The following is a 20745-nucleotide window of genomic DNA, read 5'->3' as shown; positions in this document are numbered from 1 at the left end:
CTGTGGGTGGCGACGCCCCCCTCCCGGAGCATCCGGGTGCGCGGGGGGCCCGGCTGCGCCCCGGTCGCCTGACGACTGGGGTATGGGGGGGGGCCGGTCGGCACCCGCCCTTCTGTGTGAGGTGGTACTAGAGAACGCCCAGGTCGCGAGCCGCCTGATTGCGGCTGGTCATGGCGACGGTACGGGCGGATCGGGTTGCCTCAGTGCTCGTGGTGGTACGACCGGCCTGAGGCCGGCGCATTCGAGCCCGGGTCAACGCTTCGTGGAGTAGTTGCATCTCGAAGGCTCCACTCGGAACGTTCAACATCGTTTTCTCACTCACTGCCGGTGTGACACCGGCGTAGTTGGAACGGGTCGGGAACATGTCAGGCTGCCAGCCGGACCGCACCACGCACCTCGGACAGCCCACTGGCTGCCAGGCGCGCCTCGGCCTCGACCCGAAGCTCGGCGTCACGGGCGACGTCCTCCTTACGCGGACGGCCACGGGGCCGCTTACGCGGGACAACCGCGCCACGCTCGAAGATCTCGCCGCCCCAGACGCCCCACGGCTCCGCTCGCTCAACGGCTCCGGCCAGGCACTCGACACGCAGCGGGCAGTCCCCGCAGAGTGACTTGGCCAGCTCGAGCTCGGTGGGCGAGTCGGAGAACCACAGGTCGGGGTCGAACTTCCGGCAGGGCAGGTTCGCCTCCATCTCGACGCTCATGTCGAGGGGGGCCAACGCCAGACTCATCTCCCGGTCACCTCTCTCTCACTTCGATCTCGTGGATCGCATTCCGACGTACTTACGGCGGGCAAAAAACTGAGGCCGCGGATCCCGGTAAGCGGGTTCCGCGGCCTCGAGGTGAGCCGGAGTCTGATGGTCAGACCGGTTTACCTCGAGGTGGAACGCCGCGGACATCCGTGCGCTTCTTGGCGACCTGGATGCCATTGCCCGTGAAGCCACTGGTCCCCTCGACTCCAGCGGGCGCGACGGTCAGGGTCAGCTCGGCCTGAACCTGGTGCACCTGTGGAACCGACGGTCGTGCAGCCGCGAGGGCCACCCGGACAGCCGACATCGGAGCGCAGACAGACGGCATCGCCGCCAGACGCTCATAGGTGAAGATCTTCACGGGTGCCACCTCCCTCACGTTCCTCGAATCGACTGGACCGACCTCGTGAGCAGCCGGAATGGCGCCGCTCGCGTGGTGTGTTCTGAGGCTATTCCTCGCGCCGGGGCGAGGGCAAACGAATTTACGACGAGATTTCGAAAGTTTTCTCCGGGCAGACGTCGTCCACCCCGGCGCCGGCCACGAGGGCCAGCACGGACTCCCCGTAGAGACCCAGCTTGCGAGGGCCGATACCGGCGATGGCGATCAACTCCTCCGACCGGCCCGGTCGCCGCTCGGCCAACGCGACAAGCGTCGCGTCGGTGAAGACCACGTACGCCGGGACCTTCTGCGCACCGGCCACCCGCTGCCGCCACTCGCGCAGCCGTTCGTGCAGCTCATCGTCTATGTCGGACGGGCAGGTCGGGCAGCGGCCGAGCTTGCGGTCCGGACCGGCGAGCAGGGTGGCGCCGCAGATCCGGCAGGAGACGATCTGGGTTCGCCGTCGTTCGGGACTGCGGGCCGGACCGGTGCCGCCGGCCGCCCGTTCGGTGCCGCCGGAGCGATCCAGTTGGGGCAGGAAGCGCGACGGCCGCCGGGCCCGTCCGCCCGGCGAGCGCGCGGTGGCGTACGACAGCCAGAGCCACTCCCGGGCGCGGGTGATGCCGACGTAGAGCAGTCGGCGCTCCTCCTCGACCTGCTCGACGGTCTTGGCGTACGTGGTGGGCAGGGTGCCCTCGGCGAGGCCGACCAGGAAGACCGCGTCCCACTCCAACCCCTTGGCCGAGTGCAGGGACGCCAGCGTCACGCCGTCCACGGTCGGCACGTGCTGCTGGGCGGCCCGGCGCGCCAACTCCTCGGTGAAGTCGGTGAGGGTGACCGGGCGCTCCACCGAGGCGGCCTCGCCGATCGGCACGACCTCGGGGGTGGCCGCGTACTCCTCGGCGAGCTGGACCAGCGCGGACAGCGCCTCCCATCGCTCGCGGGCGGCGCCGCCGGCCGGGGGCGCGTCCGGGGCCCAGCCGACGGCGGTGAGCGCCTCGACGACGGCGGCCGGCAGCGGTGTCTCGCCCGGGATCGAGCGGGTCGCGGCACGCAGCGCGACCATCGCCTGACGCACCTCGGTTCGCTCGAAGAACCGCTCCGCGCCCTGCACCACGTACGGCACCGCGGCCTCGGTGAGCGCCTTCTCGTACGCCTCGGACTGCGCGTTGACGCGGAACAGCACGGCGATCTCCTTCGCCGGCGTGCCCGCGTCGATCAGCGACCGGCAGCGCGCGGCCACCGCGTTCGCCTCGGCCGGCTCGTCGGTGAAGATCCGCAGGTCCGGCTCGGGGCCGGGTGGGCGTTGCCCGCTCAACTCCAGCCGCAGGCGCGCCTCGGTGCCCCGGGCCTGGGAGATCACCGCATTGGCCAGCCCGACCACCTGCGGAGTGGAGCGGTAGTCACGGACCAGTCGTACCACAGTGGCGTTGCGGTGCCGCCGGGGAAAGTCGACGAGGTACGCCGAGGTCGCACCGGTGAACGAGTAGATCGTCTGGCTGGCGTCGCCGACCACTGTCAGGTCGTTGCGGCCGGCCAGCCAGGCGTCCAGCAACCGCTGCTGGAGTGGGTTGACGTCCTGGTACTCGTCGACCACGAAGTGCCGGTACTGGCCGCGGATCTGCTCGCCGACGTCCGGGTGCTCCTCGATGCCCCACACCGCCGCCCGCAGCATGTCCTCGAAGTCGATCACGCCGTTCGACCGCTTGAGCTGCTCGTACGCGGTGAACACGTCGGCGACCTTCGTCGGCTCGTGCGGTGTGTCGCGCAGCGCCCGCGCCGCGGCCACCACGTAGTCCGTCGGCTCGACCAGCGACGACTTCGCCCACTCGATCTCGCCGGCCAGGTCGCGGGCGGCGGCCCGGTCGGTACGCAGGCCGACCCGGGCCGCGGCGAGGGTGACCAGTCGTACCTTGCTGTCCAGTAGTTCGGGCATGGCACGGCCGGACAGCAGCCGGGGCGCGAAGTACCGCACCTGGCGCAGCGCGGCAGCGTGAAATGTCCGCGCCTGGACACCGTGCGCACCAAGCAGAGTGAGACGGTGTCGCATCTCGGCGGCGGCGCGGGCGGTGAAGGTGACAGCGAGCACGTGCCGCGGGGAGATCTCCCCGGAGAGCGCCCGGTGGGCGATTCGGGAGGTGATCGCCCGGGTCTTGCCGGTGCCGGCGCCGGCCAGGATGCAGACGGGGCCGGCAGGTGCGGTCACGGCGGAGCGTTGCTCCGGGTCCAGCCCGGCGAGCACCTGTTCCGACGCTGAGTGAACCACCACAACCAGGAATCATCTCAGCTCCTCCCAGCGTTGCAGCGAACAGCCTCGGCTTGATCCGCAAGCCGCGGCCGGAGGAGTTGGAGGATCCGAGGATGCTGACGATGTATTCCACCCCCTGGTGCGGCTACTGCCACCGCCTGAAGTCGCAGCTCGACCGGGAGGGCATCGGGTACGAGGTGGTCGACATCGAGCAGGACCCGAAGGCCGCGGAGTTCGTGATGAGCGTCAACGGCGGCAACCAGACGGTGCCGACGCTGCGCTTCGCCGACGGCAGTGCCCTGACGAATCCCTCGATCACCCAGGTGAAGCAGCACCTGGAGACGCTCAACGCCTGATCTGCCGGTTCATTCTCGGTGCGCGGCCGCCCCGTCCGGGGCGGCCGCTCGTCGTGTTCGGGAACGGGCCACGGTCGGTGGGCGCCGGAAGCACTGGTCGGTCGGCGTCCTCGGCCGGACGGCGGGGCGCCGGAAGCACTGGCCGGTCGGCGTCCTCCGCCGGACAGCGGGGTGCCGGAAGCGTTGGGCGGGTGGGCGGCGTCGGCGGGCCGGCCCCGGCCGGCGCGCTCAGGTGCCGGCCCCGCCACAGGTAGCCACCGGCGGCCAGGGTGGCCACCCCGACCAGCGCGAACAGCAGCCGGTAGTCCAGGAACCCGACCAGCAGGGCACCCGCCCCGATGGAGATCGCCTGCGGCCCGCTGACCACCGCCTGAGTGGCTGCGGCGACCCGGCCGACAAGCGAAGGCGGCGTGCGGCGCTGGATCAGCGTGTGCAGACCCACCATCGTCAGCGGGAGTGAGACCCCGGCCAGCAGCACCGCCGCGAACCCGAGCCACAGATCGGGAAAGGCGAGCGCGAGCGCGGCCGGAGAGAAGAAGGCGACACCGGCGGCCAGCGTGCCGACCTCTCCGAGCCGGCGAACCAGCGTCGGTGAGCAGAGTCCACCGAGCAACCCACCGATGCCCTGCACTGTGACGAGCACCCCCACGAACGCGGCATCCCGGTTCAGCCCCTGGTCGACGTAGGCGAAGATGAGCGACTCGCTGAAGCCCATCACCAGTGACCCGAGTCCGTAGCCGAGCAGGGCCCGCCGCAGGGCCGGCTCGCCGGCCAGGTGCCGCAGGCCGGCGCCCAGTTCGGCCGGCCATCGCAGCCGTACGGCGGGCGGCAACTGTTGGGGGGTGGGCAGCGCGGTGACCACCGCCGCCGCGGTCAGAAATCCGACCATGCCGATTCCGGTCAGCGCCCACCCGCCGAGCGCCGCGTAGAGCGCCGCGCCCACCAGCGGGCCGACCAGTCGAATCCCCTGACGTACGGTCTGGAGCACGCCGTTCGCGTCGGCCAGCAACTCGATCGGCACCATCTCGCGGATGAGCCCACTGAGCGCCGCGCCGAGCGTGATGGACGAGAGTCCGTACAGGGCGGCCACCAGATAGACGACCCACACGTCGCCCGCGTCGTGAACGGTGAACAACGGGGCGAGCAGGGCTGCGGTCAGCACGTTCGCGGCCACGAAGAACGGTCGGCGCGGGTAGCGGTCGACGACCCAGCCGACCAGCGGCGCAAGCGTCATCGGCGCGATGACCGCGAAGATCGTGGCACCGGCCAACCCGTTCGAGCCAGTCAGATCCTTGACCCAGATGGCGAGTGCGAGCAGCAGGATCGACTCGGCGGTCATGCTGGCCAGCAGACCGCCGAAGAGCAGGCGGAAGTCGGGTCGGCGCAGGATCGTGCGCATGGGTCCCTCCGGCGGGATGGCATGCCCGGGTGGGCGAGGTCGACGGGCCGCGACCGCGGGTCCGTCGTCATCCGGCATTCCCGTGGTGCGATTTTTGCAAGACACGCCCTCGCCGGAACCTCCGACACCGGTCGCGCCGTCCATACTGACCGTGGGGGGCGAATTTCATACAGTTACCGTCGCGTCTGCGGCGGTCGACGGGAAAGAGGACACTGTGCCTCCTGCCGCACCCAGCCCGATCCTGCGTCGTCGCCGGTTGGGCATCGAGCTGCGCCGCCTACGTGAGGCCGCCGGCCTCACCGGCGATCAGGTCATCGAGCGTATCGGTTGGGCCTCCGCGTCCAAACTGTCCCGCTTGGAGAACGGCCGCAGCCGACCGGACCCGCAGGACGTCGGCGACCTGCTCGACCTCTACGGCGCCGACCAGGCGCTGCACGACGAACTGCTGGGCATCACCAACGAGGCCGGCGACATGCGCGGCTGGTTGAAGAACTTCCCGGTGATGACACAGCAACAGCGCGGTTGGGCCGAGTTGGAGGCGGGCTGCGCGGAGATCTCCGAGTACAACCCGGTGCTGGTGCCGGGCCTGCTGCAGACCCCCGGGTACGCCCAGCTCCGGATCGTGTCGGCCCGGCAGGTGAACGCGGGCGCTGGCGAGCCGGAGCCCGGCGACGAGCCGGAGACCGAGGTGCAGGCGCGGCTGGCCCGCCAGTCGCTGCTGACCCGGGAGCCGCACGCTCCCCGCTACACGGCGGTGTTGGAGGAGGCGGCTCTCGGCCGCCGGGCCGGGCCGCCGGAGGTGCTGCACGAACAACTGCTCCAGCTCTGCGAGTTGGCGCTGCTGCCCAATGTGGCCCTGCACGTGCTGCCCCGGGACACCCAGATCGGCAATTGGTTCCTTCCGCCGACCGCCTTCTCGGTCTATCGGTTCGCCGATCCCCTCGATCCGGAGACATTGGCCATCGAAGGTGGCTTCACCGACGTCATGTCGACCGAGGCAATCACGCTAAATCGCTATAAAGTGGTGTTCGAGTGGCTATGCACGGCGGCACTTAACGCCTCGGACACCCTCTCCTGGCTGATCGAGGCGACGGGACGGCTGACCGAGGCGACGCCCCCATCCACAGTGGCGTTCGGGCCGGCAACGGCGCCGACCCAACGCCGCCGGGAATCGGGGCGACTGACGGACCGGTGATCCACGGGGGACCCTCCGTCGGGACGTGCGGCACCACTCGTCCCATCGGATCGCTGCACATCAGGAGCAGAACCATGAACGAAATCCGCAACACGCCGTCCGTCTCCGCCCACTCGTTGGCGGACGCCCCGTGGCGTACCAGCACACGCAGCCAGACCTCCAACTGCGTGGAGGTCGCCCCACTGGCCACCGGCCCGTCGGCCGTCGCCCTGCGCGACAGCAAGGACCGGGGCGGCCCGGTGCTGCTGTTCAACCGCGCGGGATGGCTCGGTTTCATCACCGGGGCGAAGAAGGGCCAGTTCGATCTGAACTGATCCGGTGACTGTTACGGGGCCGTCGGCGCACTGCCGGCGGCCCCGTCGCGTCGTACCCGGCCGGCTCGGTAGTTCGGCGGCCCGGCAACCCCGCTGAGCAGCCATCCGCCGATCGGACGAGGCTCGAAACCGATAGGCGCGTTTCAGTTGCTGAGACGAACACGGGGCGTAACATGGCCCTCGAGTACGTGGAACTTCCACACTGGCTCATCCGTCGCGGTTCATCCGGAGACCCTCATGCGGTTCCTGATCGTTCGCACCGACATCCGCGCCGTCGCTGACGGGGACATCGCCGCCGCCTGGGCGGACGGCCACCGACTTCGCGACGAGACGACGACGCCCGAGCCGCGCCGGCAGATCGTGCACGCCGAGGACCGGGACGCCGCGCTGCTACTGGCCCGCGCCCTGGCCACCGTCGGCGCGGTCCGCGCCGGCAAGCAACGGGTCAAGGTCCTCCCGCTGATCGAGTCGCGGCCCGCCTTCCGACACAGACCGGGCCGCACCGGCACCTGATTCCACAGGACGTCCGTCGTGGTCGGACCGGCTCCCCCGCCGCGTTACGCACCCGCTGACCACGACGGCCCGTGTTCCCGGCCCGTGACCGCCGCGGCAACGGCGGCCACGGGTCGGGACCGTGCTCAGTGGTCGGCGTCGGTCCAGCCGTCCAGCCACCGGTGGATGAGGAACAGCGCGATCGACGACGGAGGCGGCAGGATCAGCCGGGCCCCGTCACCCACGTCCACCGTCTGCCCGGCCAGCGCCGCCCCGATCTCCCGGCGAGAGAACCACCGGGCGTACGCGATCTCGGACGGGTCGACCCGCACCGGCTCGGTCGGGTTCGCGGTGGCCAGGAAGCCCAACATCAGCGAGCCGGGGAACGGCCATGCCTGGCTGCCCACGTACCCGATGCGCTCGACCCCGATGCCCACCTCCTCGCGGACCTCGCGCAGCACGGCCGCCTCCGCCGACTCCCCTGGCTCCACGTAGCCGGCCAGACAGGAGTAGCGGCGACCACCCGGGGTGCCCTGCCAGCCGGCATTGTTGCCGAGCAGGCAGCGGCCGTCCGGGCCGTCCACGCCGTCGTGAACGAGCACGATCATCGCCGGGTCGGTACGAGGCCAGATCCGCCCGCCATTGCGGTCCACCCGGGACCAACCCGCCTCGTCCATGGCGGTCGGCGCGCCGGTGCTCGTCGAATAGCCGTGTCGGGTGTGCCAGTTGACCAGCGCCAACGCGGTGGTGAAGATGCCGGCCTCCCGGTCGGCGAGCAGGTGACCCACCTCCCGGAGATGGACCGCCCTGGTCCCCGGGATCGTTGGAAGCGGCGCGTCGACAGCGAAGACCGGCACCCCGTCCGGCTCGACACCGAGGAACATCGCCATCGACTCCGACCCGGCGGGCACGTCAGCCGCCCCGAACAGCACCAAGGTCGGAGGCGACGTCTCGGTGCGGGCCAGCGTCCGACCCTCGTCGGTCGAGTCGAGCAGCAGTACCCGGGCACGCAACCACGCCTCGGTCAACCACTGCGAGTCGCCCCGCCGGTGCGCGGCCCGATCCAGCGTGGACCGCGCCAACGGCGGTGCCGCCTCCCCACTCACGCCGGCGCTCCGCTTCGCCGCACGCCGCCGCGAGGCGGCCCGCTGCTGAACCCCACGGCTCGCTCGCTCCGCTCGCTCACGCCTGTTGCTCGGTCTGCACTGCGGTCAGCGCGGCCAGCCCCGGGGTGACCCGCTCCGCGTCGCCGAGCACCACGATCGCCGCCCGAGCCGGGGCCAGGTAGCGGGCCGCCGCCTGCGCGACGTCGTCGGTGCTCGCCTTCGCCAACCTCGCCGCGTACTCGGCGAGGAAGTCCAGGCGCAGACCATTGCCGGCGTACGCGCTGGTCAACGCCGCCAACCCGGCCTGGGTGGACATGCCGAGCTGGAGGGTGCCCAGGGCGTACTGCCGGGCCTGCTCCAACTCCTCGGGCTTCGGCGGCAACGACGCCAACCGACCCAGCTCGTACGTCGTCTCCAGCAGCGCCGGCCCGGTGACCTCTGTGGCCACGTCGGCGGCGGCGACCAGCACCGACCCCGCGACGGAATGCTCGATCACTGAGTGCGGGCCGTACGTGTAGCCCTTGTCCTCACGGATGTTCTCCACCCACCGGGACGAGAAGTAGCCGCCGAAGATCAGGTTGGCCAGTTGCAGCGGGGCGTGGTCCGGGTCGGTGCGCGACACCGCCGGCAGCGCGATCCGCAGCGAGGACTGCACCGAGCCCGGCCGGTCGACAAGCAGCAGTGGCCCCGGCTCCAGCGGCGGGGTCGCCGGCAGTTCGGCCACCCGACCGGCACCCGACCAGCCACCGAGCGCCCGCTCGGCCGCGTCCAGTGCCTTCTCCGGCTGCACGTCACCGACCAGCACCAACTGCGCGCCGGTCGGGTGGACCCGCTCCGCGTGCAGGGTGCGCAGCGCCGCCGGTCGGACGGCACGGATCTGGCCGGGCTCCGGCGTCTGCGTCGCGTACGGGTGCCGGCCGTACATCCGCTTGAGCAGCGCCTCCCGGGCCAGGTGCGAAGGCTGGCTCTGCGCCACCTGGATCCGGTCGACCAGCCGGTCCCGTTCGGTGGCCACCTCGTCACTGGGGTAGCTGGCGCCGGTCAGCACCTCGGCCAGCAGCTCCAGCATCCGGTCCAGACCGGTGACCAGGCCGGCGCCGGAGAGCATCAGCCGGTCCGGGTCGACGCCCGCGGACAGCCCGCCGCCCACCTTCTGCAACTCGGCGGCGATCTGCACGCTGGTCATCGACTCGGTGCCGGAGAGCATGGTCTGCGAGAGCATCGCGCCGCGGGCCAGGTGGACCCGGCCGAACGGCACCCAGAGCCGCAGCTCGACAAGGGGTACGGCGGGCCGGCGTACGGCGATCACGGTGAGCCCGTTGCGCAGTGTGCGCTCGGCCTGCTTGGGCACCTTGAGCTTGCGGGTCGGCCCGAGCGGCGGCAGCGTACGCGGGCCGGCGGGAGCGGTGGTGACACTCATCGGGCGCCTCCGGCGATGACCTCGATGGCGGCCCGGCGCTCCGGGCGCAGGGTGGCCGCGGCGGACCGGACCTGCTCCTCGGTGACCTCGCCGACCAGCCGGGGCAGTTCGTTGAGCAGCCCCGGTTCACCGCGTTGCTGTTCCAGCACGGCCATCCGCAGCGCCCGACCGAGCACCGCGTCGGTGTCCCGCAGCAGGTGGGTCGCCATGCGGGCCTGGGTGCGGGCCAGCTCACCGTCGGTCAGGCCGTCGGTGGCCAGCCGGTCCAACTCTTCGTCGATGGTGCGCAGCACCTTGTCGACGTCGCCGCCGGGCGGCAGGTGCGCCTGCAACAGCAGCGCGGTGGGGTCGCGGACGTCGAACGGGTCGCCCATGAAACCGAGGTATCCGCCGAGGCTGGTCACAGTGCGGTCCCGCTGCACCAGCCGTTCCACCAGCCGCGACGCGTCGCCGTCGGTGAGCACCTCGGCCAGCACCACGTACGGCAGGTAGCCGGCGAAGTCGGTGACCGGGTCGGGCACGCGCCAGGCGCCGGCCACCGCCGGCAGCGGCGCCAGGGCATCGGTGTACGAGGTACGCCGCTCGGCGCTCAGGTCAGGCTCGGTGAAGTCGGGCCGTTGCGGTGCCGGCCGGGCCGGCACGTCGCCGAAGTGCCGGGTGACCAGCTCGATCGCCTCGGCCACGTCGATGTCCCCGCTGACGGCCAGCACGGCGTTGCCGCTGGCGTAGTAGCGGCGGAAGAAGTCCGCGGCGTCGGCGACGGTCGCCGACTCCAGGTCGTCGAAGGAGCCGTAGCCGTCGTGGGCGTTCGGGAAGGTGTCGAACATGACCGGCGGCAGAGTGAGCCAGGGGAAGCCACCGTACGGCCGGTTGAGGACGTTGACCCGGATCTCCTCCTTGACCACGTCGACCTGGTTGCGCAGGTTCTCCTCGGTCAGCCGGGGTCCACGCATCCGGTCCGCTTCCAGGAACAGCGCGCGCTCCAGCGCGTTGCTCGGCAGCGTCTCGAAGTAGTCGGTGTAGTCCAGGTGGGTGGAGCCGTTGAAGGTGCCACCCGCGCCCTGCACGTGCCGGAAGTGGGCCAGCTTCTCCAGGTTCTCCGAGCCCTGGAACATCAGGTGCTCGAAGAGGTGGGCGAAGCCGGTACGCCCCTCCGGCTCCGAGCGGATGCCGACGTCGTAGACCACAGCCACCCCGATCACCGGGGCACTGCGATCGGGGGTGAGCACCACCCGCAGGCCGTTGTCGAGGGTGAACCGCTCGACCGGATACTTCGTCGCTGGAATTCTGGATCTCCGCGCCGCCACGGAGTCGACCCTAGCGCGTCGACACCTCCGCCACCCGCGACCTTCCCGGAGCCGCCGCGACCGGGGCCGTCACCAGGGGCGGCACGTCGGTGCCGACCTGCTACTGCCTCGGCACGGTGCGGCCAGCCGGAGAGGCTGAACTCGCCGGTGCGCTCCAGCCGTGGTCGTGCCCGAGCAGGTCGCGGTACGCCCGCTGCCCGGCCGGGTCGCCCCGGTCACGATGTTGCCGGCGACACCGCACTGGCGCGAACCCGGCCCGGACCGCGATCAGCACGACGCCACTCACCCCCTATAAAGCTGGTAGGAATTACCGACATGACCGAGACGCGCCATCCCGCCATGTGGATGGGCCTTGACGCTGGCCGCGGCCCGGCCCACTCTTCCTACCAACTAAGTAGGAATACTGCGGATTGGATGGACGATGAGACGGCTTCCCCTGCGCCGGTTGGTCACCCTGGCCACCCTCGCCGCCCTGGGCGCGGCGACCCTGGGCAGCACCGCCGCGTGCGGCGACGACAGCGAGGGCGCGGGCGGCAGCTCCGGCCCGGTGACGCTGCGCCTCGGCTACTTCCCCAACATCACCCACGCGCCGGCAGTCGTCGGGGTGGAGAAGGGCATCTTCGCGGAGAAGCTCGGCACCAACGTCAAGCTGGACCCGAAGACCTTCAACGCCGGCCCTGCCGCCATCGAGGCGGTCTTCTCCGGCGCGCTGGACGCCACCTACATCGGTCCGAACCCGACGGTGAACGCCTTCTCGAAATCCAAGGGTGAGGCCGTCCGGGTCATCTCCGGCGCGGCCTCCGGCGGCGTGGCCCTCGTGGTCAAGCCCACCATCACCGGCGCGCCGGACCTGAAGGGCAAGAAGATCGCCACCCCACAGCTGGGCAACACCCAGGACGTGGCGATCCGGTACTGGCTCAAGCAGCAGGGCCTGACCACCACCAAGGAGGGCGGTGGTGACGTCAAGATCGTGCCGCAGGAGAACGCCCAGACCATCGAGACGTTCAACAGCGGCGCGATCGACGGCGCCTGGGTTCCCGAGCCGTTCGTCTCCCGCCTGGTCAACGCCGGCGGCAAGGTGCTCGTCGACGAGCGCGACCTGTGGCCGGACAAGAAGTTCGTCATCACCAACCTGCTGGTGAGCACCAAGTTCCTCAAGGCGCACCCGGACGTGGTGCAGAGGCTTGTCGACGGTCAGGTGGCCGCCAACGAGTTCGTCAACACCAAGCCGGACGAGGCGCAGCAGGCCATCTCCGACGCTATCGGCAAGATCACCGGAAAGCCGCTCGACTTGAAGCTCATCAAGCAGGCGTGGCCGACGTTGGAGTTCACCAACGACCCGATCTCGTCCTCCCTGAAGGCCGGGCTCGACCACGCCGTCGACGTCGGCCTGACCGAGCCGGTCGACCTCAAGGGCCTGTACGACCTCAAGTACCTCAACAACGCGCTCAAGGCGCAGGGCGAGCCCGAGGTCGTCCAGCCATGACGTCGACAACGACGACGCCGCGGAGCGCGACCACAGCCGTGGCGCTCTCCGGCGTGACAAAGGTGTACGGGCGCGGGGCGAACGCCGTCCTGGCCCTGGACGGTGTGTCGCTGGACGTCGCACCCGGCGAGTTCGTCTGCCTGGTCGGCGCGTCTGGCTGCGGCAAGAGCACACTGCTCAACCTGGTCGCCGGGCTGGACCGGGTCAGCGGTGGACAGATCACACTGGCCGGCGACGCCAACCCGGGCCTGATGTTCCAGGAGCCGGCGCTCCTTCCGTGGCTGACCGTCGACGGGAACGTGGAGGTGCCCCTCAAGCTGCGCCGACTGCCCCGGGCCCAGCGTCGCGAGCGGGTCGCCGAACTGCTGCGAACTGTGCACCTCGCCGACTTCGGCCGTAAGCGCCCGCACGAGCTCTCCGGCGGAATGCGGCAGCGGGTCGCGCTCGCCCGGACGCTTGCCCTGGACACTCCGGTGCTGCTGATGGACGAGCCGTTCGGCGCGCTGGACGCGATGACCCGGGACATCCTGCACGACGAGCTGGAACGGATCTGGTCAGAGCGCAAACTCTCGGTGCTCTTCGTGACGCACAACGTCCGTGAGGCGGCCCGCCTGGCCGACCGGATCATCCTGCTCTCCAGCCGACCCGGCCGGATCATCTACTCCACCGAGGTGACCATTCCGCGCCCTCGCCGGATCGACTCCCCCGAGGTCGCCGCCATCGCCGCCGAGGTCACCGAGCGGCTCCGTACGGAGGTGGGCCGCCATGGCCAGTGACACCCTCACCAGTTCGGCGCGTACCGACGCGGAGATCACCGGCCTCGACGCGCTGGAGATCGCCGGTCGGGACAAGGAGGTCTCCCGGGGCGCCCGGATCTGGGCGGCCACCTGGCCCAAGCTCGCCGCGCTGGCCATCGCCATCGCCGCCTGGCAACTCGTGGTCCTTTCGGGTTGGAAGCCCCCGTACTCGCTGCCGGGTCCGCTGGAGGTCGGCCGTGAGCTGATGACCCAGGCCCAGGGGCCGCAGTTGTGGGACGGCCTGCTCACCACGTTGCGCCGGGCCGCCGTCGGGTACGTCTTCTCGGTCGCCGTCGGCCTGCTCCTGGGCCTCGCGGTGGCCCGGTCCACTGTGCTGCGCGCCGCCATCGGCTCGATGATCACCGCGTTGCAGACGATGCCGTCGATCGCCTGGTTCCCGCTGGCCATCCTGCTCTTCGAGCTGAGCGAGAAGGCGATCTTCTTCGTGGTGGTGCTCGGTGCGGCGCCGTCCATCGCCAACGGGGTGATCTCCGGGGTGGACTACGTGCCGCCGCTGCTGATACGCGCCGGCCGTAACCTCGGCGCCCGAGGGCTCAACCTCTACCGGTACGTCATAGCGCCGGCCGCCCTCCCGGCGATCGTCGCCGGGCTCAAACAGGGCTGGGCCTTCTCCTGGCGCAGCCTGATGGCAGGTGAGCTGCTCGTGGTCGGCATCTCGCAGACCTCGCTCGGCGCCCAGCTCACCTACTCCCGTGAGTTGTCCGACTCACCCTGGCTGCTCTCCACGATGATCGTCATCCTCGTCGTCGGCCTCGTCGTGGACGCCGCGTTCGGCGCCGCGGACAAGGCGATCCGGCGGCGCTGGGGCGTACTGGACCAGGCTGGTCAGTGACGTGTTCGTCTCCGCGCGCAGCGACTACGCGCTCCGGGCGATGCTCGCCGTCGCCGCCGGTGGTGATGGTGGTGGCGACGGCGACCGGGTCGGCGAGTTGGTGAAGGCGGCCAGCCTGGCCGAGGTGCAGGACATCCCGCTCAGCTTCCTACAGGGCATCCTGCTCGACCTGCGCCGGGCCGGTCTGCTGCACAGCCATCGCGGTGCCGACGGCGGGTACGCGCTGACCCGCCCAGCCGACGAGATCACCGTCGGCGACGTACTGCGCGCGGTCGGCGGCTCGCTCACCACGGTGCGCGGTCTGCCGGCCGAGCGGGCCGGCTATCACGGAGTGGCCGCCGGGCTCACCGACGTCTGGCTGGCGGTGCACGGGGCGATCGCCACTGTGGTCGACAGCACCACTCTGACCGACCTGCTCACCCACGCTCCGGCGGTCAGCACCGACGCACCGCTCGCATGATCGCGCTCGATCATTGATGTAGTGGCCTCGCCGCCGTGGCGAGGGGCCTATTTCCTGGATCGAGCGCGATCATGCGCGTTCACGGCCCCCTCGGGCAGCGACGCCCTCGGGCAGCGACACCCTCGGGCAGCGGCCCCGTCGGGCAGCGGCCCCCTCGGGCAGCGACGCCCTCGGCCAGCGGCCCCTCGGCGCGAGCCGGGAGGACGTGGAGGCGATGTGGCCGGGTCGGTGCCCCGCCGACCCGACCACATCTCGTACCGATCCTGACCGGGCCTGCCCCTCCGCCGGCACCGGTAGGCCGGTCGCTGCTCAGCCCACGTGTGCGGTCGCCGGGCTGACGCCCGGATCGCCAGGACTGTGCAGCTCCACCAGACTGGCGGGAGCGTTACCCGCCGGGGTGGCATGCCAGGGCGCGAAGGCCGCAACCATGGCGAGCAGCAACCCGGCGAGCGCGACCGCGACCACCAGGATCAGTTCACGCAGTGCGCCCGAGCCGGCTTCGCCCGCCATGGTCACCCCTCCCGTGCCGGGCCCCCCGCCCGGCTTCCCCCGTCGGTCAGCCTCGACCACCAGCGGCCGGGGCGCAGTCGGCCAGCCGACCCAGCGGAGGCTGATTACCGACTCAGCGGAGGGGGCCGCCCGGCGCGGCCGGCTGACCGGTCAGCCCGCGCTGACAGCCGACCGGCCGGAACACCGCGCAGACAAAACCGACCCGCCTCGCCGAAGCGGGACGGGTCGGTCTACGCGCAGAAGATCAGACGGTACGGGGACGACGCGGCCGACGGGACCGGCCCGACGCGCGGTGCGCCGGACGGGCACCCCCGTCGGCGGCCGAGCCCCCGGAGGTACGGGCCCGAGTTGCGGGCGCCGGCGGAGCGACGATGGTCACCGGCACACCGGACGGCTCGCGGGCACCGGTCACCCGGGCCAGCGCTCCGTCACCCGCGCGCACCTGGACCGACTCGGGCCGGATACCGGCGGTGGCCATCAGCCGGGACACGTCCCGGCGCTGCTCCGGCAGGACCAGGGTGACCACGGAACCGGACTCGCCGGCCCGGGCGGTACGGCCGCCCCGGTGCAGGTAGTCCTTCGCCTCGGTCGGCGGGTCCACGTTGACCACCATGTCCAGGCCGTCCACGTGGATGCCACGGGCCGCCACGTCGGTGGCGACCAAAGCGGTCACCTGACCGTTGCGGAACTGCTCAAGGATCCGGGTGCGCTGCGGCTGGGACTTGCCACCGTGCAGCGCGGCCGCGCGTACGCCCTTGGAGAGCAGTTGGCGGGCCAGCCGGTCGGCGCGGTGCTTGGTGCCCATGAACAGGATGGTGCGGCCCTCACGGGCGGCGATCCGGGTCAACGCGTCGGGCTTGTCCGCGGCGTCGACGTGCAGCACGTGGTGGGTCATCGCGGTGACCGTCGCGGTGCCCGGGTCGACCGAGTGGGTGACCGGGTTGCTCAGGAATCGGCGGACCAGCCGGTCCACGCCGCCGTCCAGGGTCGCGGAGAAGAGCATCCGCTGCCCCTGCGGCGCTACCTGCTCCAGCAGCTTGGTGACCTGCGGCAGGAAGCCCATGTCGGCCATCTGGTCGGCCTCGTCGAGCACTGTGATCTCGACCTGGTCGAGCCGGGCGTCACCACGGTTGATCAGGTCGTGCAGCCGGCCGGGGGTGGCGACGACCACCTCGGTGCCGGCGCGCAGGGCGTCCGCCTGCCGCTGCAACGACAGGCCGCCGACCACTGTGGCGCAGCGCAGCCCGACGGCGCGGGCGTACGGGGCCAGGGCGGTGGTGACCTGCTGAGCCAGCTCGCGGGTCGGCACCAGCACCAGGGCCAGCGGGCGGCCCGGCCGCGCCTTACGGCCGGCGGTGCGGGACAGCAGCGGAAGCCCGAAGGCGAGGGTCTTGCCGGAGCCGGTACGACCCCGGCCCAGGACGTCCCGGCCGGCGAGCGAGTCGGGGAGCGTCGCCGACTGGATGGGGAACGGCTCGTTGATGCCCTGCGCGGTCAGCGCGGTGAGCAGCGCCGGTGCCAGACCGGTATGAGCGAACGAAGGAATAACTGTGGTCATGCGGAAGCCTTCCTCGACGCGGCACGTGTCGAGGGAGGGCGCCGAAGTCGGCGCTGTCAACCGGCGGCGCAAGGCAGCCAGGACTCACAAGCACGAACCGAAAGGGAGTACAGGCCGGCCCGCCGCCGGGCCGCCACCTGCGTCGGCAGGCGGCAGCGGGGCGGGCCGGTCCCGTCACCGTCACACCCGGAGGGCGCGACAGGTAATGCTGACCGATCCGAAGATCAGAGCGGGCGGATGTTCTCCGCCTGCGGGCCCTTCTGGCCCTGGGTCACCTCGAACTCGACCCGCTGGTTCTCGTCCAGGCTCCGGTAGCCGGAGGACTGGATCGCCGAGAAGTGGGCGAAGACGTCGGCGCCGCCGCCGTCCGGGGTGATGAAGCCGAAGCCCTTGTCAGCGTTGAACCACTTCACGGTGCCAATAGCCATGTGTTTCGTCTCCTTGACGGAACGTCGGACACGCACTTGTTGCGTGCCCGAAGAGGAGCGCTCCGCGCGGGGATGCGCGAATCGCCTGTCGCTTCTGGTCGCCCCGCCCGGAGAACTCCGGACACAACAAAGAGCGCCTGGGGCCACAATCCCGCCAGGCGCACACAGAGTCTCTGGTAACCAAAACTGCAACCCGGTCAACCTACCACGGTTTCCCCCGCCATGGTCAACCTTGGGCAGAATCCTCGGGCAGCTGCGCGATCATGGCCGTGAGGCCGGTCACATCCAGCAGGTCGGCGGGCCGGACGGTCACCCCGTGCCGGACGTAATGGAACGCCGCGCCCACAGTGTCGACCGGCACGCCGGCCAACTCCGCCCAGGCCAGCCGGTAAACGGCCAGTTGCACGGCGGCCACGTCGGCCGCCGGCCCGGTGGGCTGCGCGCCGGTCTTCCAGTCGACCACGTCGAACCGGCCACCCGGCCGGGCGAAGACAGCGTCCATCCGGCCCCGCACCACCACCCCGGCGATCACAGTGGCGAAGGGTACCTCCACCTCCACCGGTGACCTGTCGGCCCACTCGCTGGCCAGGAACCGCTCCTGAAGCTCGACCAGCGCCTCGTCGGGCGCGGCATCGGCGTCGGCCGCGCCGGGCAGCTCGTCCAGATCCAACAGGCGGTCGGCGCCGAAGCGCTGCTCCAACCAGGCGTGGAAGGCGGTGCCTCGACGGGCGTACGGGTTGGGTTCGGACGGCACCGGGCGACGCAGCGTACGGGCCAGGGCCGCCGGATCGCGCCGCAGCGCGACCAGCTGGGTGACGCTCAACGCGGCGGGTAGCGCCACCTCGACCGCACCGGAGAGCCGGGTCAGCTCGGCGCGCTCCGCCAACAGCAGGTCCGCCTCGCGCTGCCAGCGCGCCACCTCCGGATCCACCTCCGGCTCGACCGGCCCGGCGAGCACCGGCTCGACCGGCGATCCAATCGGCCCGACCGGCCCGGCGAGCACCGGCCCGACCGGCCCGGGGAGCGCCGCCGCCGGACCGTCGGCCATCAGGCGACGCACCAGCCCGGCCGCCTCGGCCAACGCCGGCCGGCGACCGCCCAGCGGGTCCGCCGGCCACTCCGCGCGGAGCACCACCTCGGCCGTGGGGTTCGTCGCGTCGGGAGTCGGCTCCGGCGCCCACGCGTCGATCACATGCCCGGGCCCGCCGTCGAGGCAGGCGTCGTACACCTCACGCAGGAAGACCGACGGACCTCGCGGTCGCTTCGTGCCCTCCCCCCACCAGTAACCGGAGCAGAGCAGCAGCCGGCGCGGCCGGGTGACAGCGACGTACGTCAGCCGGCGTTCCTCCCGCTCGTCGTGGGCCCGCCACGCGTCGGTGAAGTCGGTCACCGCCCGCGCCACGGCCCGCTGGTCCCCCGCCTCGTCGAGTGCCAACTCGGGCAGGCCGTCGGCATCGCCGCGCAGCGGGAACGGCAGCACGCCCAGCCCACCCAGCCAGTGGTCGGAGTTGCGGACCGGCCCCGGCCACAGGCCACGACTGAGCCCGGCCACCGCAACGACGTCCCACTCCAGGCCCTTGGCGGCGTGCGCGGTGACCACCTGCACCGCGCCCTCCACCACCTCGACCTCGCCCGGCGCCAAACCGCGCTCCTCGTCCTCGGCGGCGGCCAGGTAGGACAGGAACCCGGACAGGGTCGCGCCGGGCGTCTCCCCGCTGAACCGGGCCGCCACGTCACCGAGCGCGTCCAGATGCCCCCGGGCCAGGCCCGCGTCGCCGGCGCCGTCCCGGCCGGCCCGCACCGCGACCTCCACGTCCAGGCCGATGGTCCGCTCGATGTCCGCGATGAGATCCGGCAGCGCCTGGTCCAGCCGGTAGCGCAGCAGCGCCAGTTCCCGGCCGTACGCGCGCAGCCGTGCGAACCCCTCAGCCGAGTACGCCTGCGCCGGCCCGAGGTCGGCCAACGCCTCCACCAGAGTCGCCTCGTCCAACAGGTCGGGGCTGATCTCCGCGGCCTCGTCGGCGGCCACCTGTCGCCGGGCGTTCGCGATGGCCCGGGCCCGCCGGTGCAATGCCACCAGGTCACGTGGCCCGATCCGCCAACGGGCGCCGGTGAGCAACCGCAGCAGCGCGGCGCCATCGGTCGGGTCGGCAAGGACCCGCAGCGTGCAGACCACGTCGCGTACCTCTGGGGTGTCCAGCAGGCCGCCCAGCCCGACCACCTCGACCGGTAGGCCCCGCTCCCGCAGAGCCGACTCGATCGCCGGGATCTGGCTGCGCACCCGGACCAGCACGGCGGTCGTCGGACGGCGCTCCACCGGGATGTGTTCCGGGGCCGCGCCCGGCATCCCGGCCGCCCCACGCCAGGCGGCGAGCACGCTGTCGGCGATCCAGTCGGCCTCGTCGGCGTACGTGGGCAGCATCGCGCAGTGCACAGTGCCGCCGGCCGCGCCGCCCGGGCTGCGGTGCGGAATCGGGTCCCGGACGGTCAGCGCGGAGCGCAGCTCCGGCACCCGGGCACCCGCCGCCCGCAGCGGGGTGGAGAGGGCGTTCGCCACCCGGAGGATCTCCGGGCGGTTGCGCCAACTCGTGGTGAGCCCCAGCGCCGGGGCCGGCTCACCGTTGGCGCGGGCGAACTCGGTGGGGAACCGGTCCAGGGTGCCCGCGCTGGCCCCCCGCCAGCCGTAGATCGACTGGCACGGGTCGCCCACAGCGGTCACCGGGTGCCCGCCACCGAACAGCGCGTTTAGCAACACCACCTGGGCGTGGCTGGTGTCCTGGTACTCGTCGAGCAGCACCACCCGGAAGCGGTCCCGCTCGATCACGCCGACCCCCGGGTGGTCCCGGGCCACCCGGGCCGCCCGGGCGAGCTGGTCGGCGAAGTCCATCGCCTCGAAGTCCTCCTTACGCCGGGCGTACGCCCGCACCAGCGGCAACAGGCGCAACCGGGTCTGCTGGAGGGTGAGCGCCTTGCGCACGTCGGCGTACACCCGACCCGGCCGGGATTGCACCTCGGCGAAGAACCGACCGGTCCAGGCCGCCAGGTCGTCCGGTGCGACCAGATGCTCGTCCAGCTCCCCGGCGAGCGCCAGCACCGCGTCGGTGATGGTGCTCGGCATCCGGTCCACCTCGGACATGTCGCCGTCGTAGTTGCGCACCAGCAGGTCGACCAACTGCCAGCGGGACGCCTCGGTGAGCAGTCTGGTGGACGGCTCGTAGCCGGCCCGCAGCCCGTGCTCGGTGACGATCCGCCCCGCGTACGAGTGGTAGGTGGAGACGGTGGGCTCACCCGCGAGCGGGTCGTCCAGCGGGTCCCGTCCCTGCCGGCCGAGTCGGCGGATCAGCTGGTCGAGCCGGGTGCGTACCCGATGGGCCAGCTCGCCGGCCGCCTTGCGGGTGAAGGTCAGGCCGAGGATCTGCTCCGGCCGCACGTACGAGTTGGCCACCAGCCAGACCACCCGGGCGGCCATCGTCTCGGTCTTGCCCGACCCGGCGCCCGCTACCACCAGCAGCGGCTCCACCGGGGCGGCGATGATCGCGGCCTGTTCCCGGGTGGGTGCCGGCAACCGCAGCAGCTTGGCCAGCTCCACCGGTGTGTAGCGGGGGCCGGAGTCCGCGAGTCGGGGCGTCGGCGCGGGGCCCGCGCCGAACAGGGTGGGCTGACTCACCGTGCCGTCTCGGTTCCCAAC

18 protein-coding genes and 1 pseudogene are annotated in these 20745 nt (G+C 71.7%); 8 read left to right on the top strand and 11 right to left on the bottom strand.

The window, feature by feature from the left end:
- Positions 1–365: 365 nt before the first annotated feature.
- The 3 genes from AB0B98_RS29765 to AB0B98_RS29755 form a co-directional block, all read right to left on the bottom strand.
- A complete protein-coding gene (locus AB0B98_RS29765; protein ID WP_030490434.1) occupies positions 366–731 on the bottom strand; it encodes a WhiB family transcriptional regulator in 366 nt (121 codons plus the stop codon).
- 130 nt (positions 732–861) lie between these two features.
- The gene (locus AB0B98_RS29760; protein WP_238668218.1) at positions 862–1110 is read right to left on the bottom strand and encodes a hypothetical protein; all 249 of its coding nucleotides are present in this window, start codon (positions 1108–1110) and stop codon (positions 862–864) included.
- A gap of 121 nt (positions 1111–1231) precedes the next feature.
- On the bottom strand, positions 1232–3397 hold the full coding sequence (locus tag AB0B98_RS29755) for an ATP-dependent DNA helicase UvrD2 (RefSeq protein WP_357366867.1): 2166 nt from the start codon (positions 3395–3397) through the stop codon (positions 1232–1234).
- 92 nt (positions 3398–3489) lie between these two features.
- Between AB0B98_RS29755 and AB0B98_RS29750 the strand changes: the two genes are divergently transcribed.
- Positions 3490–3732, top strand: a complete 243-nt coding sequence (locus tag AB0B98_RS29750) for a mycoredoxin (RefSeq protein ID WP_030337579.1) — start codon at positions 3490–3492, stop codon at positions 3730–3732.
- Between the two features lie 220 nt (positions 3733–3952).
- Here the strand turns inward: AB0B98_RS29750 and AB0B98_RS29745 are convergent.
- Positions 3953–5131 (bottom strand): annotated as a pseudogene (locus tag AB0B98_RS29745) (MFS transporter); the annotation flags it as partial.
- Between the two features lie 214 nt (positions 5132–5345).
- Here AB0B98_RS29745 and AB0B98_RS29740 point away from each other — a divergent pair.
- From AB0B98_RS29740 to AB0B98_RS29730, 3 genes are all read left to right on the top strand, one after another.
- Positions 5346–6326 carry a helix-turn-helix transcriptional regulator gene (locus AB0B98_RS29740; RefSeq protein ID WP_238668220.1) on the top strand — a complete coding sequence of 327 codons (981 nt, stop codon included), beginning with the start codon at positions 5346–5348 and terminating at the stop codon, positions 6324–6326.
- 74 nt (positions 6327–6400) lie between these two features.
- Entirely contained in the window at positions 6401–6640 is a 240-nt protein-coding gene (locus AB0B98_RS29735; RefSeq protein ID WP_112583698.1) for a DUF397 domain-containing protein, read from the top strand.
- Between the two features lie 237 nt (positions 6641–6877).
- A complete protein-coding gene (locus tag AB0B98_RS29730; RefSeq protein ID WP_091406149.1) occupies positions 6878–7153 on the top strand; it encodes a hypothetical protein in 276 nt (91 codons plus the stop codon).
- Positions 7154–7278: 125 nt separating this feature from the next.
- Here AB0B98_RS29730 and nudC read toward each other — a convergent pair whose 3' ends face one another.
- From nudC to AB0B98_RS29715, 3 genes are all read right to left on the bottom strand, one after another.
- Positions 7279–8238, bottom strand: coding sequence for an NAD(+) diphosphatase (gene nudC / locus AB0B98_RS29725; protein WP_357366865.1), 960 nt, complete (start codon positions 8236–8238; stop codon positions 7279–7281).
- Positions 8239–8314: 76 nt separating this feature from the next.
- A complete protein-coding gene (locus AB0B98_RS29720) occupies positions 8315–9658 on the bottom strand; it encodes a pitrilysin family protein (protein ID WP_357366864.1) in 1344 nt (447 codons plus the stop codon).
- Positions 9655–10965 (bottom strand): pitrilysin family protein, encoded by a 1311-nt coding sequence (locus tag AB0B98_RS29715; protein WP_357366862.1) that lies wholly within the window; start codon positions 10963–10965, stop codon positions 9655–9657. Before AB0B98_RS29715 ends, AB0B98_RS29720 begins: the two co-directional genes overlap by 4 nt.
- 421 nt (positions 10966–11386) lie before the next feature.
- Here AB0B98_RS29715 and AB0B98_RS29710 point away from each other — a divergent pair, with 421 nt between their 5' ends.
- From AB0B98_RS29710 to AB0B98_RS29695, 4 genes are read left to right on the top strand one after another with little or no spacing between them, the layout of a single operon-like run.
- A complete protein-coding gene (locus tag AB0B98_RS29710; protein ID WP_357366860.1) occupies positions 11387–12451 on the top strand; it encodes an ABC transporter substrate-binding protein in 1065 nt (354 codons plus the stop codon).
- The gene (locus AB0B98_RS29705; RefSeq protein WP_238668226.1) at positions 12448–13227 is read left to right on the top strand and encodes an ABC transporter ATP-binding protein; all 780 of its coding nucleotides are present in this window, start codon (positions 12448–12450) and stop codon (positions 13225–13227) included. Before AB0B98_RS29710 ends, AB0B98_RS29705 begins: the two co-directional genes overlap by 4 nt.
- A complete protein-coding gene (locus AB0B98_RS29700; RefSeq protein WP_238668227.1) occupies positions 13217–14101 on the top strand; it encodes an ABC transporter permease in 885 nt (294 codons plus the stop codon). The genes AB0B98_RS29705 and AB0B98_RS29700 overlap by 11 nt, the downstream gene beginning before the upstream one ends.
- Position 14102: 1 nt before the next feature.
- Positions 14103–14561, top strand: coding sequence for an Rrf2 family transcriptional regulator (locus AB0B98_RS29695; protein ID WP_238668228.1), 459 nt, complete (start codon positions 14103–14105; stop codon positions 14559–14561).
- Between the two features lie 309 nt (positions 14562–14870).
- On the opposite strand, the gene AB0B98_RS29690 is transcribed toward AB0B98_RS29695, so the two are convergent.
- The 4 genes from AB0B98_RS29690 to AB0B98_RS29675 form a co-directional block, all read right to left on the bottom strand.
- Positions 14871–15071: a hypothetical protein gene (locus AB0B98_RS29690; RefSeq protein WP_238668229.1), complete on the bottom strand. Its 201-nt coding sequence runs from the start codon at positions 15069–15071 to the stop codon at positions 14871–14873.
- A gap of 244 nt (positions 15072–15315) precedes the next feature.
- Positions 15316–16629 carry a DEAD/DEAH box helicase gene (locus AB0B98_RS29685; protein WP_357366857.1) on the bottom strand — a complete coding sequence of 438 codons (1314 nt, stop codon included), beginning with the start codon at positions 16627–16629 and terminating at the stop codon, positions 15316–15318.
- A 224-nt stretch (positions 16630–16853) separates the two neighbouring features.
- On the bottom strand, positions 16854–17057 hold the full coding sequence (locus tag AB0B98_RS29680; protein WP_007464836.1) for a cold-shock protein: 204 nt from the start codon (positions 17055–17057) through the stop codon (positions 16854–16856).
- Positions 17058–17283: 226 nt separating this feature from the next.
- Positions 17284–20724 (bottom strand): UvrD-helicase domain-containing protein, encoded by a 3441-nt coding sequence (locus tag AB0B98_RS29675; protein ID WP_357366855.1) that lies wholly within the window; start codon positions 20722–20724, stop codon positions 17284–17286.
- Between the last annotated feature and the right edge of the window lie 21 nt (positions 20725–20745).

This window comes from Micromonospora sp. NPDC048947, from assembly GCF_040649495.1.
Classification (GTDB): Bacteria; Actinomycetota; Actinomycetes; order Mycobacteriales; family Micromonosporaceae; genus Micromonospora; species Micromonospora alfalfae.
The sequence above is the reverse complement of the archived record's forward strand: the minus strand, read 5'-3'. Positions and strand labels throughout refer to the sequence as shown.

Coding starts and splice junctions, on each gene's coding strand:
- AB0B98_RS29730 (WP_091406149.1), top strand. CDS start 6,878: ATGCGGTTCCTGATCGTTCGCACCGACATCCGCGCCGTCGCTGACGGG.
- AB0B98_RS29710 (WP_357366860.1), top strand. CDS start 11,387: ATGAGACGGCTTCCCCTGCGCCGGTTGGTCACCCTGGCCACCCTCGCC.
- AB0B98_RS29680 (WP_007464836.1), bottom strand. CDS start 17,057: ATGGCTATTGGCACCGTGAAGTGGTTCAACGCTGACAAGGGCTTCGGC.
- AB0B98_RS29720 (WP_357366864.1), bottom strand. CDS start 9,658: ATGAGTGTCACCACCGCTCCCGCCGGCCCGCGTACGCTGCCGCCGCTC.
- AB0B98_RS29735 (WP_112583698.1), top strand. CDS start 6,401: ATGAACGAAATCCGCAACACGCCGTCCGTCTCCGCCCACTCGTTGGCG.
- AB0B98_RS29705 (WP_238668226.1), top strand. CDS start 12,448: ATGACGTCGACAACGACGACGCCGCGGAGCGCGACCACAGCCGTGGCG.
- AB0B98_RS29685 (WP_357366857.1), bottom strand. CDS start 16,629: ATGACCACAGTTATTCCTTCGTTCGCTCATACCGGTCTGGCACCGGCG.
- AB0B98_RS29765 (WP_030490434.1), bottom strand. CDS start 731: ATGAGTCTGGCGTTGGCCCCCCTCGACATGAGCGTCGAGATGGAGGCG.
- AB0B98_RS29690 (WP_238668229.1), bottom strand. CDS start 15,071: ATGGCGGGCGAAGCCGGCTCGGGCGCACTGCGTGAACTGATCCTGGTG.
- AB0B98_RS29750 (WP_030337579.1), top strand. CDS start 3,490: ATGCTGACGATGTATTCCACCCCCTGGTGCGGCTACTGCCACCGCCTG.
- AB0B98_RS29700 (WP_238668227.1), top strand. CDS start 13,217: ATGGCCAGTGACACCCTCACCAGTTCGGCGCGTACCGACGCGGAGATC.